The following is a 19,217-nucleotide window of genomic DNA, read 5'->3' as shown; positions in this document are numbered from 1 at the left end:
AATCCATTTATATTTATCAAACTATACGTTATACGACTTTAACGCTTAGATAATATTAAAGCGTTATTAAAATTAGTGTTCACTTATTCAAGCCAACTTTTTTACAATAAAAAAGATTGAGACATTAATTACATGTCCCAATCTAATATATAAAATGAATTTAGTTTTATGCAGTTACCCATTGAGATGCGCCAGCAGTGTTATATAATTTTACAGCTGCAGCGTCTTGCACATCTTCAGGTGCTTGTGCTGGAGATTTACCTTTATATTCATCAGGAGCTACTGAATCCCAAGTTGATTGTAAGAATTGATATTTACCAGCTGCGCCTGAGCTTGAATTGATAGCATGAATATCGCCACCTGATTCACGTTGTGCAATTTGTTGTAAATGACTGTTCACATTTACTGATGAACCACTTGAAGCATTGTTATCTGAAGAATTTGATGAACTATTAGAAGTTGTTGCTTCAGTTTGTGGTTGTTGTGTTTGCTCAGTTTGTGGTGCTTGTTGTATTTGTGTTGGTTGTTCTTGGCTAGATTGTTGTTGTGAAGCTACTTCGCCTGCTGAAGTTTGATTATTTGAAGCTGAAGCTTGTTCACTAACATCTTGTTGTTGAGTTTGAGTTGGTTGAGTTGCTTGATCAGTTTGTCCTGATTGACCTGATTGAGTGTAATCCCAACTCCAGTTATTACCATCTGATTCAAAGTGGTAAGTGTAACCTTCATAATCAAATGTTACGTTATATGCACCTTGTTGAATAGGGCTATCATTTAATGATTGATCATTTGATTGAGCTAATTGAGCTAATTCAGCTTTATTTACTTGAGGTTCACTCGCATCAGCGTGTCCTGCATTGCCAGCTACTACTCCTAAACCTACTGCTAACGATGAAGCAATAATTGTCTTTTTCATAATTTATATGTCCTCCTAAGTTTTGTTCTTTATTAATTTACAAGTAATACTGTAACATCCATAAAATCATAGCAGGTTACAGTGAAATAAAAAAAGAAGCTCTTTTTTTACATAGAAATTACAGGCCTTGATATGTTTTTTTACTTCTTTTATGTTCTCAAAAACTTCCATGACAGTTTTGAGACTTCATACAATTAATTAACGTTTGTAATATTTTCGAAATCTTTCAGAAAATTATCCCTATAAAATAAAAAAACCTCTCCATATAAACACGTTATATTAGAGAGGTTCTGAGTATAATTGAAAGATGTTATATATTAAATTGGGATTGGAGTTTAAAAGGGTTATTAGAAAGTTAATTGATATTAATGATTTCGAGATTTTCTAAGGAATAAGTGTCTTCATCAATTGAGGAATTAGAAAGTATTTCATTGTTCTTGGATTTGGGGGACATAAATTTGATTGTTTCTACATACAATTCAGTAACGAAGTGTGTTTGATTATCTTTTTCATATTTACGAGAACGCATTTGACCAGTAATACCTACAAGTGAACCTTGACTGGTATAACGTTGAATGTTTAAAGCTGTTTTACCAAATGCTTTACAAAAAATATAGTCACAAGCTATCTCATTATTTTCATCTTTATAATTGCGTTCAGTAGCAACACTGAATGTAGCTATTTTCACCTCCTCATTATTATAGATTTGTGCGTCTTTAGTCATACGACCAACTATTACTATTTTATTGAGCATGTGTCACCTCCTTGTATAATCTATATTATTCACTACTGGAATAAACGTCAAAAAACTATTTATGATAAATATTCTCCTATTAATACTCAAAATTTGATATATTTAAAGAAAATAGTTAACAATTTAATAACTTACTTTACATTATTTGATTTATTGCACATTTTAAAATTTTTTTGGGGACGTGATGGTTTGAAGACATTTAAAGCAGTAAGGTTTCAAATAGTAAATGAGCACGGTGGCATTACAGAATATGAACTAGAAGATGGGGTCATAATTAATAAAGAGAATAGCGGTACTGGCTGGTTATTAGAAGTAGTCATTTCAAATGACCATTTTGAAACTATGAAAACGTATTATGACAATCAAACATTATTAGATATTCGTGTTGTCATAACTAGACCGTCAAACGATCCAGCTTTATTTGATGCTACTGTTAAAAATATTACAAATTTTGATACAACTATGTCAGTGGTTTTAGAATGCCATATTTATACACTTCGCCAAGTTTATGCAGAAAGCTTATTGGAACAATTAATAGATGAGGGGCTTTCTGGAGAAGAATTAAAAGTGACATTTAATCGTATGATGCAGTCTAAACCAAAACTAAAGGAAGAAAAATTTGAAAGAGAATGATACGAATGAATTTAGACTCATAATATTCATTTGTAATAGTTACAACTATATTTATCAAAAAAGCACAAGGATGATTTAAAATTAAAAAATCATTCTTGTGCTTTTATATAAGAATTTATTTCACAATTTTTTTAATTAAGCATCTTGAATTGCAAATGTAAGTTCACAACTACATGCTAATTGACCATCAACAGTGGCTTTAGCAGTCCCTTTACCAATTGGTCCTTTAATTTTAGTGATTTCAACTTCTAACATCAGTGTATCACCAGGTGTAACTTGTTTTTTAAATCTACATTTATCAATACCAGCAAATAATGCAATTTTTCCTTTGTTTTCTTCACTATTTAGCATAGCTACAGCACCAGTTTGTGCTAATGCTTCTGTAATAAGTACGCCAGGCATTACTGCATAATCAGGAAAATGACCTTGGAAGAAAGGTTCGTTACCAGATACTTGTTTCAATCCTACACAACGTTTACCTTCTTCATATTCAACAACGCGATCTATTAATAAAAAAGGTTGTCTATGCGGTATAATTTGTTTAATTTGATTGTAATCAAAAATTGTTTCCATAGTTAAAATACCTCCAGAAGTGTTTTATGATTAAACTTAATGATTAATCATTTACTCTTTGGATGTCAGCACCAAGAGATTTTAATTTTTCATGGAAATTCACATAACCACGATCTAAGTGTTTTAATTCAGTAACTTGAGTAGTTCCTTCTGCAACTAATCCTGCTAAAATTAAAGCTGCTGCTGCTCTTAAGTCTGTAGCTTTAACTTGAGCGCCTTGCAATTGACTTTTACCTTGAATTTTTGCACTTCTACCTTCTACTGTAATATTAGCATTCATACGTCTGAATTCTGCAACATGCATAAATCTATTTTCAAATACAGTTTCAGTAATGACTTTATGACCTTCAGCAGTTAGTAACAATGCCATCATTTGTGACTGCATATCTGTTGGGAACCCAGGGTGTGGTAAAGTTTTAACATCAACTGGTTTTAATTCATCTTCAACAGTTACATGCACACCATCTTCAGTAAAATCTAAATTAACGCCCATTTCTTCTAATTTATAAATTAAACTCGTCATATGCTCTTTAACTGCATCACGTACAAATACATCACCACGTGTAATAGCTGCAGCAATAATTAATGTACCAGCTTCAATTCTATCTGGAATAATAGAATGTTCCACGCCAGTTAACTTTTCAACACCATGAATTGTAATGGTATCAGTACCGGCACCAGTAACTTTACCGCCCATTTCATTAATATAATTAGCTAAGTCTACTATTTCAGGTTCTTTTGCAACATTTTCAATTACAGTTTTACCTTTAGCTAAAGAAGCAGCCATTATAATATTTTGAGTAGCACCTACACTTGGAAAATCCAAATGGATGTCTGTACCTTTTAAGCCATCCTTAGTACTAGCATAAATATTACCATTTTCTAAATGAATTTCAGCACCAAGGGCTTCAAAACCTTTAATATGTTGTTCTATAGGGCGTGCGCCGATAGCACATCCTCCAGGTAAAGCAACAATCGCATGTCCTAATCTTGCTAGTAAAGGACCCATAACTAATATACTTGCTCTCATCTTACTAACATATTCATAAGGTGCTTCTTCTTTAAGCGTAGTTGAAGCATCGACCGTGACAGCACCCTCTTCTTTATTGTACTCCACTTTAGCATTTAAAGTTGATAATACATTATTTATAGTTACAACGTCACTTAAATCCGGAACATTTACAAGCTTACTTTGTCCTTCAGATGCTAATAACGATGCTGTAAGAACAGGTAATACTGCATTCTTAGCTCCTTCAACTTTTACTTCTCCTGTAAGGCGATTGCCTCCATTTATCACTATTTTATCCATTTCAATCCTCCACTTTAAACTCCTATTACTTTCATCATTTCCCTTTTTTTAAACAGTTATTTATTAATTATATCTATTTTTCAAAAGAAATTACAGTTATGTTTATTACTAAAATAAATATTTAACTTGAGTAGAAAACTGTAATAAATCAACTAAAAAATTGCTTACTGCTGTTCCTAATAAGATTGCTAAAAAAATCAAGCAAACTTGAACTTGCATTGCATAACCTTTCCTAAAAAGATTATCTAATTTAAGAGAGTTTAATGCCCAATAAGCAATACAAATACATATAACATGTAATATTAAATGTATTACGGCAAATTGACCCATATAGTCCATGTCAATCTCTCCTTAAAGATTACTGTATTATATTGTACATTAAAAATATATAGAATGATACTATTGATGACTATTATGTAAACAAAAAAGGTTCAGAAACTAAGTTAAGTTTCTGAACCTTTTTTAATTATTTTAATTCAGCTACGCGCAAGCGATTTTCAGCTCTTGCTAACGCTCGTTTAGCTCTATTAATATCACTATTATCCTGATCATCTAAATGAGATTGTGCACGTTGACGAGCCAATTTAGCTCGTTGAACATCAATTTCACTAGCTGTTTCTGCTGTTTGAACAATAACTGATACTTTATGTTGTCTAATTTCAACAAAGCCACCACTAACAGCTATATATTCAGTACCATTTCTAAAATTTACTTTTACATGGCCTGTTTTTAATGCGGCAACTGTAGGAATATGTCCACTCATGACACCCATATCACCAGCTGTAGTTTGAAAGACAACTAGTTCAACGTCATCTTTTTCGTAGACTGAACCATTAGGAGTGACAATATCAAGATTAACTGTACTCATTATCTATACCTCCTAATTTATTTAGACTTCAACACCCATATCTTTTGCTTTAGCAATTACGTCTTCCATGCTACCAACTAAACGGAAAGCATCTTCAGGGATATGGTCATATTTACCATCTAAGATATCTTTAAAATCAGCTACAGTTGTTTTAACTGGAACATATGAACCTTTTTGACCAGTAAATTGTTCTGCAACGTGGAAGTTTTGTGATAAGAAGAATTGGATTCTACGTGCACGTTCAACTGTAAGTTTATCTTCTTCTGATAATTCATCCATACCTAAAATAGCGATAATATCTTGTAATTCTCTATATTTTTGAAGCGTTGATTGAACATCACGTGCCACTTCATAATGCTCTTGACCCACGATTGATGGTTCTAAAGCTCTTGAAGTAGATGCTAATGGATCAACCGCAGGATAGATACCCATTTCAGTTAATTTACGTTCCAAGTTTGTAGTTGCATCTAAATGCGCGAATGCTGTTGCTGGCGCAGGGTCAGTATAGTCATCGGCTGGAACGAACACAGCTTGGATAGATGTTACTGAACCTTTGTTTGTAGATGTGATACGTTCTTGTAATTGACCCATTTCAGTAGCTAAAGTTGGTTGATAACCTACTGCTGATGGCATACGTCCTAATAATGCTGATACTTCTGAACCAGCTTGAGTAAATCTGAAAATATTATCAATGAATAATAATACGTCTTGACCTTGTTCATCACGGAAATATTCTGCCATAGTTAAAGCAGATAAAGCGACACGCATACGCGCACCAGGTGGCTCATTCATTTGACCAAATACCATTGCTGTCTTTTTAATTACGCCACTATCTCTCATTTCATAATATAAGTCATTTCCTTCACGTGTACGTTCACCAACACCAGCAAATACTGAAATACCACCATGTTCTTGAGCAATATTATTAATAAGCTCTTGAATTAAAACGGTTTTACCTACTCCTGCTCCACCGAATAGACCGATCTTACCACCTTTGATATAAGGTGCTAATAAGTCTACAACTTTAATTCCTGTTTCAAGAATTTCAACTTCAGTTGATAATTCATCAAAATTTGGAGATTGACGATGAATTGGATCTCTTCTAACACTATCATCTAATTTATCTTCCAAATCAATTGTATCGCCTAGTACATTAAATACACGTCCTAATGTTTCTTCACCAACTGGAACGCTAATGTCTTTTCCAGTATTTTTAACTTCCATACCACGTTGAACACCATCACTTGAATCCATCGCGATTGTACGTACGACATCATCACCTAATTGTAATGCAACTTCAAGTGTTAATTCAAAAGTGCCATCTTCTCTAGGGACTTCAATGATTAAGGCGTTATTAATTTCAGGTACTTCATTATGTTCAAAACGAACGTCAATGACAGGACCCATAACCTGAGTTACACGGCCATTACCCATGTTGTTTCCTCCTTTAAAATTTATTCAAGTGCTGCAGACCCACCAACAATTTCAGTAATTTGTTGTGTGATTTCAGCCTGTCTAGCTCTGTTATATTGTAATGATAAATCATCAATAAGTTCTGTTGCATTATCAGAAGCATTTTTCATAGCAGTCATACGTGCTGCATGTTCACTAGCTTTGGCATCTAAAATCGTTCCGTAGATTAAACTTTCAACATATTGAGGAAGAATAACACTTAGGATAGATTCTTTATCAGGTTCAAATTCATATGAAGACATTTGACCTTGACCTTGGCTAGAATCTTCTTGAGATAATGGTAAAACTTGTTTGGTTGCTGGTTTATTTTCAAGAACACTAACATAATGACTATAATAAATCTTCAACTCGTCTATATGTTCTTCACTGAATAAGTCAATAGCATGTTTAGCGATAGCTTGGATTGATTTAAATGAAGGTTGATCCGGTACATCAACAAGTGAATCTTCAATTTCATAACCTCTATTTTTAAGGAAATCAACACCAGATTGGCCTAGAACCATAATGCTATACTCATCACTGCTTGAGTGTTTTTCTTTAATATCATTAATCAGTCGTTTGAGCACATTTGAACTATATGCACCTGCTAAGCCTTTATCACTAGTAATGACAAGGTAACCACTACGTTGTACGTGTCTAGGTCTTAACATTGGATGGCTTGAATGTTTACTTGCCCCTGCAATTGCTGTAATTGCATCTTGCATTTTTTCCATATACGGCTCAAATTGTTTTGTATTCTTTTCTGCTCGACGTAATTTAGAACTTGATACCATGTTCATTGCTTTGGTAATTTGTTTCATTTTTTTCGTCGATTTTATACGAACATCTATTTCTTTTAGAGAAGCCATTATCTCACCACCTTTTTGAATTAAAGTTTAATTATTCAGATTTGCTAAAGCTTTTCTTGAATTCATTAATAGTTGCTTCAAATTTATCATCAGATGGTAATCCACCTGTTTCTCTAATTTCTTTTAATAAATCTGAACCATTTGATTTAGCCCAACTATTTAACTCTTCTTCAAATCGAGTGATGTCTTCTACAGGAATATCATCTAAATAACCTTTAGTTAATGCGTAGATGATTAATACTTGGTTTTCAACTGGTAACGGTTTGTTTTGATCTTGTTTTAAAACTTCAACTGTACGTTTACCACGTTCTAATTTTCTAGCAGTAAATTCATCTAAATCTGAACCAAATTGTGCAAATGATTCTAGTTCTCTATATGAAGCTAAATCTAAACGTAGCGTACCCGCTACTTTCTTCATTGCTTTAATTTGTGCAGAACCACCAACACGTGATACAGATTGACCAGCGTTAATAGCAGGTCTTACACCTGAGAAGAATAAGTCAGATTGTAGGAAAATTTGTCCATCAGTAATAGAGATTACATTGGTAGGGACGTAAGCAGAAATGTCGCCTGCTTGTGTTTCAATGATAGGTAATGCAGTAATTGAACCGCCACCTAAATCATCATTTAATTTAGCCGCTCTTTCTAATAATCTACTATGTAAGTAGAATACGTCACCAGGGTAAGCTTCACGGCCTGGAGGTCTACGTAATAATAATGAAAGTTCACGATAAGCAGCTGCTTGTTTAGTAAGGTCATCATATACGATAAGTACATGTTTACCATTAAACATGAACTCTTCACCCATAGTTACACCAGAGTATGGTGCGATATATAATACTGGTGCTGGTTCAGATGCTGATGCAGATACAACGATTGTATAATCAAGCGCACCAGCTTGACGTAATTTTTCAACATTAGCACGCACTGTTGAATCTTTTTGCCCAATAGCAACATAGATACAAATTGTGTCTAAACCTTTTTGGTTTAAAATCGTATCAATACCGATTGTTGTCTTACCAGTTTGTCTATCTCCAATAATTAACTCACGTTGCCCGCGTCCAATAGGAACTAAAGCGTCAATCGCTTTAATACCAGTTTGTAATGGTTCATCAACGGATTTACGCGCCATTACACCTGTTGCTTTTTGTTCAACAGGACGTGTTTTAGTAGTGTTGATTGGACCTTGTCCATCAATAGGTTGACCAAGTGGGTTAACTACGCGTCCGATAAGTTCTTCACCAACTGGAACTTCCATGATACGTCCAGTACGTCTAACTTCGTCGCCTTCAGTAATTTCACTGTATGGTCCTAAAATAACTACACCCACATTTGATTCTTCAAGGTTCTGTGCTAAACCGAGAACACCATTTGAGAACTCTACAAGCTCACCAGCCATACAATCATTTAATCCGTGAATTAATGCGATACCATCACCAATTTGAAGTACAGTACCAACATCATCTACAGACATTTCTGACTCATAGTTTTCAATTTGTGAGCGAAGTAATGCACTGATTTCTTCAGCTTTTATGGCCATCTATGTCACTCCTCTTTATATTAGTTAACTCTTTTAAATTTACGTTCAATTTGTTCTAAATCTTTTTTAACACTGCCATCTAGCACAGTTGTCCCGACTTTCACTCTGAATCCACCAATTAAATTAGGATTAATTCTAGTCGTGATATGTACATGTGATAACTTAGTTTGTTTAATAATTAAATGTCTTACTTTTTCAAGTTCATCATCACTTAGTTGATAGACAGACTCAACAATTGCTGAATCTTGATTGTAATGTTCATTATATAAGATTTTAAACTCTTTAAAAATTGAATTAATAAGTACTAAATGTCGATTATTAGCTAATATCATTAACATATTTTTTAAATAATAATTAGCATTACCGAATACAATTCCTACAAACTTGCGACGTTCAGAAGCAGGTTGGTTTGGATTAGTATCAATAGCTCTTAAATCATCATTATACTCAGTCGTAGCATTACTTACTACTTCTAATTCTTCATACATTAAATCAAGTCTATCTTGATCAAGTGCTACGTCAAATAATGCTTTAGCGTACTTTTTTGCTACATCTGCCATTATTTATCGCCTGCCTCTTTAAGATACTTATCAACTAATGCTTTTTGATCTTGTTCAGAAATTTCTTTTTGAAGAACTTTAGAAGCAATCAATACTGACAGTTCTGAAACTTGATTATTAATATCAGCTAAAGCACGTTCTTTTTCACTATTAATTTCACTTTGTGCAGTTTCAATCATGCCATTTGCACGAATATTAGCTTCATGAATAATTTCTTCATGCTGTTTACGTGCTTGAACTCTGGCATCTTCTAATATACGTTGAACTTCATCTTGAGTTTCTTTAAGTGTCTTTTTATTTTCTTCTTCAAGCTTTTGTGCATTCAATTTAGCTTCTTCAGCTTCATCGATATCTCTATTAATATCGCGTTCACGTTTGTCCATTACTTCTTTCAATGGACCCCAAGCAAATTTTTTCAATAGTGCTAGAAGAACTAAGAAAGTAATTAAAGTTACGAGAACTGTTCCCCACTCAACACCATGATTTGCTGCACCTAAAGCGAATGAATTAGTTAATGCATTCACGGTAATATGACACTCCTTTCATAATTAATCATCACTTGTCATTAAATAAAACGAACGGCGAAGGTCAAAGAGACTTCGCCATGAAATTTTCTTATTGGAAAAGAGTCATGAATGCGATTACTACACCGATGATTGGTAAAGCCTCAACTAAACCAATACCAATGAACATGATACTCATTAATTGACCACGTGCTTCTGGTTGACGTGCGACACCTTCAACTGTTCTAGATACGATAAGACCGTTACCAATACCTGCGCCTAGTGCTGATAATCCGATTGCAATTGCTGCTGCGATTAAACCCATATTAATAATTCCTCCTAATTTTGTTTGTTTATATTAATGTGTGTCCGCTACTTTGTGGGACATGTAAACCATTGAAAGCATAATAAAGATATATGCTTGGATAGAACCAACAAAGATTGAGAATCCTTGCCATACGATTAGACCTGGAATACTAATTATCCAGCCCCATCCGCTGTTGAAAAACAAGCCGGCTAATAGTGATAAAAGTAATTCACCGGCAAAGATATTACCATAAAGACGTAGACCAAGTGTTAATGTAGAAGAGAATTCTTCAAATACATTAATAATTGCCAAAGGCCAGAAAGGTTTAAAGTAATTACCTACATAAGCCTTAGTACCACGCATTTTCAAACCGTAATAATGAGTTAGTATAATCATCATTGTTGATAACGTAAGTGTTACTGTGGCATCAGCAGTTGGTGATTTCCACCATAAATAGTGGTCTTTTGTCACGATTGCGAAAGGCAAGCCTAACATATTGGCAACAAAGATAAACAGAATCAATGTTACTGCTAAAAAGTGAAATTGACCACCTTCCAACTTACGAGTGGGGATTTGTGATCCATGTGCTCACCTCTTTCTTTATAAAATTTTACTCCCTTTGCAGTAGAGGGCGTATGATGATTAGTACATAAGAAATCATGAGACCTATCATTATTCCAATAATATTCACATATTCTTTAAAGAAAAACCAAATTAGACACGCTATAATAGCGACTAAATACCTCCAAATATTGCCCGTAGAAATATGTATGTTATCTGGTTGTTTAGCCCGAGATAAATATAATTCAAAGATATATGTATTTATTAAAGAACCAAATGTTCCTATTATTAATCCTAAAATAAAGGAATTGGAAATAATAATATACAAAACACTCAAAAATATTAAAAAATAAATATAATATTGAATGTATTGTTTAAATAAGATGTTGAAACGTCTCATTTTTTCCTCCAAATTAACTTATGACAACCATGTAAACCGTTCCACTCATACAAATTTAATAATAATATAGGGCAAATAGTGTGTCAATTCTATTCAAATTGTTGTAATAATTTACTCCTAATTTGTCACAAAATATTCACAAATACAGATAATGATTTAACTACCAAATTGATTAGGTGGTTCTTTAGTGATATTCAAATAATATTTAATACTATCGCAAATTCTTATAGCAGCTTTACCATCACCATAAGGATTTTGCGTCATTGCCATATGATCGTATATCATTTCATCATCTAGTAATGCTTTTGTTTCATTGTAAACATCTTCCAATTCAGTGCCTATTACTTTCAAAGTACCTGCTGCTACACCTTCTGGTCTTTCTGTCACATCTCTAAGCACTAATACTGGTTTATTCAATGAAGGCGCTTCTTCTTGAATACCACCTGAGTCAGTTAAAATAAGATACGATTTACTAGCAAAGTTATGAAAATCAATGACATCTAAAGGTTCAATTAATTCAATTCGCGGATGCTCTCCAAGATACCTTTTAGCTAATTCTCTAACTTTAGGATTTAGATGCAATGGCGAAATCACTACAACATCTTCATATTCCTCGACGATTCTTCTAATCGCTTCAAAAATGTTTTTCATGGGTTGACCCATGTTTTCTCTTCGATGTGTAGTTAACAAGATTAAACGTTTATTATTATGCCTTTTCATAATTTCAGAAGTATAATCCTCAGTTACTGTAATATTTAAGGTATCAATAGCAGTATTACCTGTAATAATAATACTGTCTTTATTTTTTTGTTCGTCTAATAAATTTTGTGCAGCATTAGCAGTTGGAGCAAAATGTAAGTCTGCAATATCACCGACCATTTGGCGATTAATTTCTTCAGGGAAAGGTGCATATTTTTGTCTTGTTCTAAGACCCGCTTCCACATGTCCAACTGGTACTTGATTATAAAATGCTGCTAATGCACCTGAAAATGTAGTCGTTGTATCGCCATGTACTAAAACCATGTCAGGTTTTTCACTTTTTATAATCTGTTCAAGTTCTATCATTGCTCTTGATGTAATTTCCGACAATGTTTGACCTGATTTCATGATATTCAAATCATAATGCGGTTTTATATTAAAGGTATGCAATACAGAATCTAACATTTCTCGATGCTGAGCAGTTACAACAATCAATGGTTCTAACTCAGCCTCATTTTCAAGTGCTTTGACTAATGGTGCCATTTTTATTGCTTCTGGTCTTGTACCAAAGACTGTCATAATCTTTCTCATATCTTAATAACTCCTAAAAATACTATTTTGTACCAAACAATCTATCTCCAGCGTCTCCTAATCCTGGTGTGATATATGCTTTTTCATTAAGTTTTTCGTCTAAAGCTGCGATATAGATATCGACGTCACTATGTGCTTCTTTCATTTTTTCTACACCCTCTGGAGCTGCAATTAGACACATAAATCTAATGTTTTTAGCACCACGTTTTTTAAGAGAATTAATCGCTTCAATAGCAGATGCACCCGTCGCTAACATAGGGTCAACCACAATAATTTGTCTTTCGTCAATATCTTGTGGAAGTTTAACAAAATACTCAACTGCTTTTAATGTCTCAGGATCGCGGTATAAACCTATATGACCTACACGTGCTGCTGGTACTAAGCTTAATACACCATCTGTCATCCCTAACCCTGCTCTAAGAATAGGTACTACTGCTAATTTTTTACCAGCTAATCGTTTAGCTGTCATTGTAGTAACTGGTGTATTAATTTCAACGTCTTGAAGTTCTAGATCTCTTGTTACTTCGTATGCCATTAACATACCTACTTCATCAACAAGTTCTCTAAATTCTTTAGTTCCTGTGTTTAAATCACGGATATAGCTTAATTTATGTTGAATTAATGGATGATCAAATACATGTACTTTACTCATTTCTATTTCCTCCAGTTTATATATAACAAATTATTCATATAGCGGATATTTTGCTGTTAATTTACTTACTCTCTCGCTTGCTTCTTTTAATTTCGAATCGTCTTTAGGATTTTTCAATGCTAAACTTATAATTTGACCCACTTCTTTAAATGCGTCTTCATCAAAGCCGCGCGTCGTCGCTGCAGGTGTCCCTAATCTAATGCCACTCGTTACGAATGGTTTTTCTTGATCAAAAGGAATTGTGTTCTTATTACAAGTAATGCCAATTTCATCTAATGTCGCTTCTGCTTCTTTACCAGTTACATTCACAGAGTTTTTGACATCTACTGATAATAAATGGTTGTCTGTACCCCCTGAAACGATTCTAAACCCTTCTGCTTGTAATGTTTCAGCTAATACTTTGGCGTTTTTAACCACTTGTTCTTGATAAGCTTTAAAATCTTGTTCCAATGCTTCACCAAATGCAACTGCTTTCGCTGCAATTACATGTTCTAAAGGTCCACCTTGAATACCAGGGAAAATTGTTTTGTCTATATCCTTTTTATACTTTTCTTTGCAAAGAATTAAGCCGCCACGTGGCCCTCTAAGTGTTTTATGTGTCGTTGTTGTGACGAAATCAGCATATTCTACAGGGTTTGGATGTAAACCTGTAGCTACTAAGCCGGCGATATGTGCCATATCTACCATTAACTTTGCACCAACTTCATCAGCAATTTCTCTGAACTTTTTAAAATCAAGTTGTCTAGAATAAGCCGATGTTCCAGCAACGATTAGTTTAGGCTTGTGTTTAAGCGCCAATTCACGAACTTCATCATAATTAATCTTCTCAGTGTCTTTATCAACACCATAATCAACGAAATTATAAAACTTACCACTGAAATTAACAGGAGAACCATGTGTTAAATGGCCGCCATGGCTTAAATTCATACCTAAAACTGTATCGCCCATCTCAAGTGCAACTAAATACACGGCCATATTAGCTTGAGATCCTGAATGTGGTTGTACATTAACATGCTCTGCACCAAATAATGCCTTAGCACGTTCTATAGCAATCGTTTCAGTAACATCTACATATTCGCATCCACCATAATAACGACGGCCAGGATACCCTTCGGCATATTTATTCGTCATTACAGAACCTTGTGCTTCCATTACAGCCTCAGAAACAAAATTCTCAGATGCAATTAATTCAATGTTATTATTCTGTCTATTGTATTCGTTTTGAATCGCTTCATAGACAACTTTATCTTGCTTTTGGATATATGACATAAAAATCCCCCTCTTCACTTTACAACTTATTCGTATTTAGCTCGTTCGCCACCGATTTTTTTAGGTCTAGAAGTGGCTATCGTAACGACCGCTTCTCCGACTTTTTTAACACTAGTTCTAACCGGTACGCAAACATGCTTAATATGCATTCCAATAAGTGTTTGACCTATATCAATACCTTTAGGAACAGATATATGTTCAACCACTACGGGATCATTCATATGTTGATAGGCATAAGTAGCAAGACTACCACCCGCATGAACGTCAGGTACAACTGTCACTTCTTCCATCGTTAGCGGATTAAAATCTTCACGTTCAATCGTAATTGCTCTGTTGATATGTTCACAACCTTGAAATGCAAATGAAACGCCAGTTTCTTGTTGAACCTTCATCAAGGAAGTGAAAATAGCTTCTGCAACCTCCATTGAACCAACAGATCCTATTTTTTGACCAATGACTTCAGAAGTAGAACATCCAATAATACAGATCTCGCCTTTATTGAAAAATGATTGTTCCTTCAATTCTTCAAGTAAAATTGTAAGTTCTTGCATTGAAATCTCCACCTTAAATACATATTTAAAAAGAAGCATAGCAAACTAGCTATACTTCTTCATTATAACTTATTTAGCGCGTAACACATACTAATTGTATAACATTTCGCTTTATGAAACCTATTTCATTTTTTCAATTAAATAGTAAAGTTGGTTAAAGGTTTGACGGTAAGTATCTATACTACCTCCAAAAGGATCATCGATATCCCCCTCGATACCAACATATTCTCCTAATTGATAGATGTGTGCATGATTTCCATATTGTTGTTGTATTTGTAGTTTATGATTGTCTGTCATAGTTAAAATTAAATCGCTATGTAAATCTTCTTCGTTAAATTGTTGAGCTGAAGTTGGTTCAGGCAAATTATTTTCTAAAATGACTTCTAATGACTCTGGCGTTATTGCTTGACCATTAGTTGCAAATAGTCCTCTAGAGTTAATGTCATCATTAGGTAATAATTGTCTTGCAATACTCTCTGCTATAGGACTACGGCATGTGTTTCCAGTACATACAAAAGTTATTTTCACAAGTCTTCACCTCTAACGATTTGATTGCCAGTTGCTTTTGATATACGATTCATGATTGCTTCTGAGGATTCTATATTCTCGAAAGCATAAATATACGCTTGTTGTATAGACTGATTCTCATCAATATCATGTAAAATGCGATATAGATTATGGTTAGCTTCTTTAATTGCGTACTCATCATTACATAATGAAATAAACTGTGCGCTACTAGGCACAAATTTTTTAAAACTTTCTGGTAAAATAAATGCTACTTTTTCCCAATTTTTATCCTCGGTAATAGGTTTTTTAATACCATTAATCATTGATATCGGTGTATCTGGAGAATAATGTTTGTATTTCATTCCTGGTGCTATAGGTCTATCTGTTGAATTATAATTATATTGAATCACACTATTAGGAACTATATCATTTAACATCGCTTGTGTAATAGCACCTGGTCGAGCAATTTTAAATGGATATTGTGTACAATCAAGGACTGTACTTTCAAGGCCCTCTTCACTTTGATCGCCATTAATAATACCGTCAACTTTGCCATTTAAATCATTATATACGTGATGAAACGTAGTTGGAGATGGACGACCACTAACGTTTGCACTAGGTGCCGCAATAGGTATATCAACATATTGTAGAATCGCACGACCAATTGGATGACTTGGCATTCTTGCGGCTATTGAATTTAATCCGCCAGTCACTTTTTTACAAAGGTACCCCTCTTTTAAAGGAAGTATAAATGAGATTGGTCCCGGCCAAAATGCATCCATCAATTTTTGTGCTTCCGCAGGTACATCCGACACAAAGTTCGATAATTGTGCATAACTATGAATATGTACAATTAATGGATTATCTGAAGGTCGTCCTTTAGCTTGATAGATTTTTGTTACTGCTTGTTCATTACGTGCATCAGCACCAAGTCCGTATACAGTCTCCGTGGGAAGTGCAATTAGACCACCATTTTGGTATATAGCTTTTATTTCTTTTAAATCAGGAAATGTTAATGGTGAATGTATATAATCACGCATATCCCATAAATGTGTTTCCATCAAACTCGCTCCTTTCGTTTTTCTTTTTAATATAGGAAGAAGTTACTCATCTAAATTTTATCAGATCAGTAACTTCTCAGTTCACCATTTAAACGAAACAATTCTATCGTTTCCGTTAATATCTTGAACCACTTTTACGTCAAGATTAGGATATTTATTTAAAATGATTTCTTTTAATCTATCGCCTTGGTTATAACCAATTTCAAATGTGACATACGCATTATCATTTAAAACTTGAGGTAAATCATCGAGTATCATTTCATATATAGCATAACCTTTATCTTTAGCAAATAGTGCAACATGCGGCTCATATTTAACTACTGTATCATCCATATTACTTACTTCGTCATAATCAATATACGGTGGATTAGAAATTAAACCATCTACTTTAACGTTATTGTTGATTAAAGGTTTTAAGCCACTACCCAATAAAAATTCTACATTAGCATTAAGTTGATGTGCATTATCATTCGCTAAATCTAAGGTTTCTTGAACAATGTCAGTTGCATATACACGGAAAGAGGAATTTAACTTTTTTAATGTTACTGCTAATACCCCACTGCCAGTACCTATGTCTACTATTGTTCCATCTTTTTTAGCATATTCAAGAAAATGAAGCATTACTTCCTCAGTTTCTGGTCGTGGAATTAAGCAATGTTCGTTGACTTGAAATTGATAACCATAAAACGATTGAAACCCTACAATATATTGAATGGGTTCACCTAATAACATACGTTCCATCGCAAGTGAAAATTTAGCTTCCTCTGCTTGTGACATTTCATCATACATATGGATAAGGTAATCAGTTCTAGACCAATTGAACAAGTCTAACATTAACCACTCAGCACGTGATTGTTCGTACCCTTTTTCAGTTGTTAAAGTTATCGCCTGACTTAACTTGTCTTTAAAGTTCACCATTATTAAGTTCTTTCAGTTTCTCAGTTTGTTCAGATAAAGTTAATGCATCAATAATTTCATCTAATTTACCTTCCATAATTTGATCTAACTTCTGTAAAGTTAAACCAATACGATGATCTGTTACACGACTTTGTGGATAATTATATGTTCTTACACGTTCTGAACGATCACCTGTACCTACAGCTGATTTACGTTGTGCAGCATATTTCTGTTGTTCTTCTTGTAATTTCATATCATATAAACGTGTTTTTAATAATTTTAATGCTTTTTCACGGTTCTGAATTTGAGATTTTTCTGAAGATGTAGCAATAATACCTGTTGGCAAGTGTGTAATACGTACAGCTGAATCCGTTGTATTGACGTGCTGACCACCTGCACCACTAGAACGATACGTATCAATTTTCAAATCTTCGTTACGAACTTCTATCTCGACATCTTCTACTTCTGGTAATACCGCAACAGTAGCTGTAGAGGTATGAATACGTCCACCTGATTCTGTTTCAGGTACACGTTGAACACGATGTGCACCATTTTCAAATTTCAATTTACTATACGCACCATTTCCAGATACTGAAAAACTAATTTCTTTGTATCCACCATGATCACTTTCAGCCGCTTCTACTATTTCTGTTTTAAATTTTTGTGATTCTGCATACTTTGTATACATTCTTAATAAGTCACCTGCGAAAATTGCTGCTTCATCGCCACCTGCTGCCGCTCTAATTTCGACGATAACGTCTTTATCATCATTAGGGTCTTTAGGGATTAATAAGAATTTAAGTTGTTCTTCTAATTCAGGAATAGCATTTTTCAATGAATTGCCTTCCTCTTTTAACATTTCAACTTCTTCTTTATCATCCGTTTCACTTAACATTTCTTCAATTTCTTCTAGTTCTTCTTTTTTACTTTTATAATCTCTATAAACATCTACAGTTTTTTGTAAATCAGCTTGTTCTTTTGAATATTTACGTAATTTATCTGAATCGTTAACGACCTCTGGGTCACTTAACATCTCATTTAATTGTTCATATCTTTCTTCAACGATATCTAATTGATCAAACACTACATTTCCTCCTTGTCGTTCGTACTTGGCGCTACGATGTGATGCGCTCGACATCTTGGCTCATAACTTTCATTTGCTCCAACTAAAATAATAGGATCATCTATTTTCGCAGGTTGTCCATTAATTAAACGTTGCGTTCTGCTTGAAGATGAGCCACAAACTGCACAAACAGCCTGTAGTTTAGTTACATGTTCACTTACCGCCATAAGTTGTGGCATGGGTTCGAATGGTTCACCTCTAAAGTCCATATCAAGACCTGCTACAACAACTCGATGACCATTTTCCGCAAGTTTCTCTACTATATTTACAATTTCTTTATCGAAAAATTGAATCTCATCGATTCCTATGACATCAACTTTAGATAAATCATTAATTAATATATCTTTAGCAGTTGATATATTAATTGCTTCTAGTTCATTGCCATTATGAGATACTACCTTCTCCTTATGATAACGATCATCGATAGCCGGTTTAAACACTACTACTTTCTGTTTAGCATAAATACCTCTACGTAATCGACGTATAAGTTCTTCAGATTTACCGCTAAACATACTCCCAGTAATGCATTCAATCCAACCTGAATGGTAAGTTTCATACATTTTAAGTTCCACCTTTTTCAAAACATAATCGCTTAATTATATCATATTTCTAATGATTATAAATT

The 19,217-nt window shown here is 33.9% G+C and carries 23 protein-coding genes and 1 pseudogene; 1 reads left to right on the top strand and 23 read right to left on the bottom strand.

Features of this window, described 5'->3' with window-relative positions; all coding sequences use genetic code 11:
• Positions 1 to 166: 166 nt before the first annotated feature.
• Together HYI43_04470 and HYI43_04465 are read right to left on the bottom strand one after the other, a co-directional pair.
• Positions 167 to 913: a transglycosylase family protein gene (locus HYI43_04470; protein ID UDI77836.1), complete on the bottom strand. Its 747-nt coding sequence runs from the start codon at positions 911 to 913 to the stop codon at positions 167 to 169.
• Between the two features lie 355 nt (positions 914 to 1,268).
• Positions 1,269 to 1,667 carry a single-stranded DNA-binding protein gene (locus tag HYI43_04465; GenBank protein ID UDI77835.1) on the bottom strand — a complete coding sequence of 133 codons (399 nt, stop codon included), beginning with the start codon at positions 1,665 to 1,667 and terminating at the stop codon, positions 1,269 to 1,271.
• Positions 1,668 to 1,856: 189 nt separating this feature from the next.
• On the opposite strand from HYI43_04465, the gene HYI43_04460 reads away from it, so the two are divergent.
• Complete coding sequence (locus HYI43_04460) at positions 1,857 to 2,300, top strand: YwpF-like family protein (GenBank protein ID UDI77834.1); 444 nt, start codon at positions 1,857 to 1,859, stop codon at positions 2,298 to 2,300.
• A 135-nt stretch (positions 2,301 to 2,435) separates the two neighbouring features.
• On the opposite strand, the gene fabZ is transcribed toward HYI43_04460, so the two are convergent.
• From fabZ to HYI43_04355, 21 genes and pseudogenes are all read right to left on the bottom strand, one after another.
• Positions 2,436 to 2,873, bottom strand: a complete 438-nt coding sequence (fabZ, locus tag HYI43_04455; GenBank protein ID UDI77833.1) for a 3-hydroxyacyl-ACP dehydratase FabZ — start codon at positions 2,871 to 2,873, stop codon at positions 2,436 to 2,438.
• Between the two features lie 43 nt (positions 2,874 to 2,916).
• Positions 2,917 to 4,182: a UDP-N-acetylglucosamine 1-carboxyvinyltransferase gene (gene murA, locus HYI43_04450; GenBank protein ID UDI77832.1), complete on the bottom strand. Its 1,266-nt coding sequence runs from the start codon at positions 4,180 to 4,182 to the stop codon at positions 2,917 to 2,919.
• Positions 4,183 to 4,290: 108 nt separating this feature from the next.
• Positions 4,291 to 4,521 carry a DUF1146 domain-containing protein gene (locus HYI43_04445; protein UDI77831.1) on the bottom strand — a complete coding sequence of 77 codons (231 nt, stop codon included), beginning with the start codon at positions 4,519 to 4,521 and terminating at the stop codon, positions 4,291 to 4,293.
• 127 nt (positions 4,522 to 4,648) lie between these two features.
• Positions 4,649 to 5,050, bottom strand: coding sequence for a F0F1 ATP synthase subunit epsilon (locus tag HYI43_04440; protein UDI77830.1), 402 nt, complete (start codon positions 5,048 to 5,050; stop codon positions 4,649 to 4,651).
• A 21-nt stretch (positions 5,051 to 5,071) separates the two neighbouring features.
• Positions 5,072 to 6,484, bottom strand: a complete 1,413-nt coding sequence (gene atpD / locus HYI43_04435) for a F0F1 ATP synthase subunit beta (GenBank protein UDI77829.1) — start codon at positions 6,482 to 6,484, stop codon at positions 5,072 to 5,074.
• A gap of 20 nt (positions 6,485 to 6,504) precedes the next feature.
• Positions 6,505 to 7,371, bottom strand: coding sequence for a F0F1 ATP synthase subunit gamma (locus HYI43_04430; GenBank protein UDI77828.1), 867 nt, complete (start codon positions 7,369 to 7,371; stop codon positions 6,505 to 6,507).
• 31 nt (positions 7,372 to 7,402) lie between these two features.
• Positions 7,403 to 8,911 (bottom strand): F0F1 ATP synthase subunit alpha, encoded by a 1,509-nt coding sequence (locus tag HYI43_04425; protein UDI77827.1) that lies wholly within the window; start codon positions 8,909 to 8,911, stop codon positions 7,403 to 7,405.
• A gap of 20 nt (positions 8,912 to 8,931) precedes the next feature.
• Positions 8,932 to 9,471, bottom strand: a complete 540-nt coding sequence (locus HYI43_04420) for a F0F1 ATP synthase subunit delta (protein UDI77826.1) — start codon at positions 9,469 to 9,471, stop codon at positions 8,932 to 8,934.
• Positions 9,471 to 10,001, bottom strand: a complete 531-nt coding sequence (locus tag HYI43_04415; GenBank protein UDI79267.1) for a F0F1 ATP synthase subunit B — start codon at positions 9,999 to 10,001, stop codon at positions 9,471 to 9,473. Before HYI43_04415 ends, HYI43_04420 begins: the two co-directional genes overlap by 1 nt.
• An 85-nt stretch (positions 10,002 to 10,086) precedes the next feature.
• Positions 10,087 to 10,299: a F0F1 ATP synthase subunit C gene (gene atpE / locus HYI43_04410; protein ID UDI77825.1), complete on the bottom strand. Its 213-nt coding sequence runs from the start codon at positions 10,297 to 10,299 to the stop codon at positions 10,087 to 10,089.
• Positions 10,300 to 10,332: 33 nt separating this feature from the next.
• A pseudogene (atpB, locus tag HYI43_04405) lies at positions 10,333 to 10,836 on the bottom strand (F0F1 ATP synthase subunit A).
• Between the two features lie 55 nt (positions 10,837 to 10,891).
• Positions 10,892 to 11,242: an ATP synthase subunit I gene (locus tag HYI43_04400; protein UDI77824.1), complete on the bottom strand. Its 351-nt coding sequence runs from the start codon at positions 11,240 to 11,242 to the stop codon at positions 10,892 to 10,894.
• Between the two features lie 156 nt (positions 11,243 to 11,398).
• A complete protein-coding gene (wecB, locus tag HYI43_04395) occupies positions 11,399 to 12,532 on the bottom strand; it encodes a UDP-N-acetylglucosamine 2-epimerase (non-hydrolyzing) (protein UDI77823.1) in 1,134 nt (377 codons plus the stop codon).
• 22 nt (positions 12,533 to 12,554) lie between these two features.
• Positions 12,555 to 13,184 (bottom strand): uracil phosphoribosyltransferase, encoded by a 630-nt coding sequence (gene upp, locus HYI43_04390; protein ID UDI77822.1) that lies wholly within the window; start codon positions 13,182 to 13,184, stop codon positions 12,555 to 12,557.
• Between the two features lie 30 nt (positions 13,185 to 13,214).
• On the bottom strand, positions 13,215 to 14,453 hold the full coding sequence (locus HYI43_04385; protein ID UDI77821.1) for a serine hydroxymethyltransferase: 1,239 nt from the start codon (positions 14,451 to 14,453) through the stop codon (positions 13,215 to 13,217).
• A 26-nt stretch (positions 14,454 to 14,479) separates the two neighbouring features.
• Positions 14,480 to 15,004: a TIGR01440 family protein gene (locus HYI43_04380; protein UDI77820.1), complete on the bottom strand. Its 525-nt coding sequence runs from the start codon at positions 15,002 to 15,004 to the stop codon at positions 14,480 to 14,482.
• Positions 15,005 to 15,124: 120 nt separating this feature from the next.
• Positions 15,125 to 15,532 carry a low molecular weight protein arginine phosphatase gene (locus HYI43_04375; protein UDI77819.1) on the bottom strand — a complete coding sequence of 136 codons (408 nt, stop codon included), beginning with the start codon at positions 15,530 to 15,532 and terminating at the stop codon, positions 15,125 to 15,127.
• Positions 15,529 to 16,572, bottom strand: a complete 1,044-nt coding sequence (locus HYI43_04370) for a threonylcarbamoyl-AMP synthase (GenBank protein UDI77818.1) — start codon at positions 16,570 to 16,572, stop codon at positions 15,529 to 15,531. Before HYI43_04370 ends, HYI43_04375 begins: the two co-directional genes overlap by 4 nt.
• Before the next feature lie 81 nt (positions 16,573 to 16,653).
• The gene (prmC, locus tag HYI43_04365) at positions 16,654 to 17,490 is read right to left on the bottom strand and encodes a peptide chain release factor N(5)-glutamine methyltransferase (protein ID UDI77817.1); all 837 of its coding nucleotides are present in this window, start codon (positions 17,488 to 17,490) and stop codon (positions 16,654 to 16,656) included.
• The gene (gene prfA / locus HYI43_04360) at positions 17,477 to 18,553 is read right to left on the bottom strand and encodes a peptide chain release factor 1 (GenBank protein UDI77816.1); all 1,077 of its coding nucleotides are present in this window, start codon (positions 18,551 to 18,553) and stop codon (positions 17,477 to 17,479) included. Before prfA ends, prmC begins: the two co-directional genes overlap by 14 nt.
• Complete coding sequence (locus HYI43_04355) at positions 18,553 to 19,152, bottom strand: thymidine kinase (GenBank protein ID UDI77815.1); 600 nt, start codon at positions 19,150 to 19,152, stop codon at positions 18,553 to 18,555. The genes prfA and HYI43_04355 overlap by 1 nt, the downstream gene beginning before the upstream one ends.
• Between the last annotated feature and the right edge of the window lie 65 nt (positions 19,153 to 19,217).

It is taken from the genome of Staphylococcus taiwanensis, assembly GCA_020544305.1.
Taxonomy (GTDB): Bacteria; Bacillota; Bacilli; order Staphylococcales; family Staphylococcaceae; genus Staphylococcus; species Staphylococcus taiwanensis.
The sequence above is the reverse complement of the archived record's forward strand: the minus strand, read 5'-3'. Positions and strand labels throughout refer to the sequence as shown.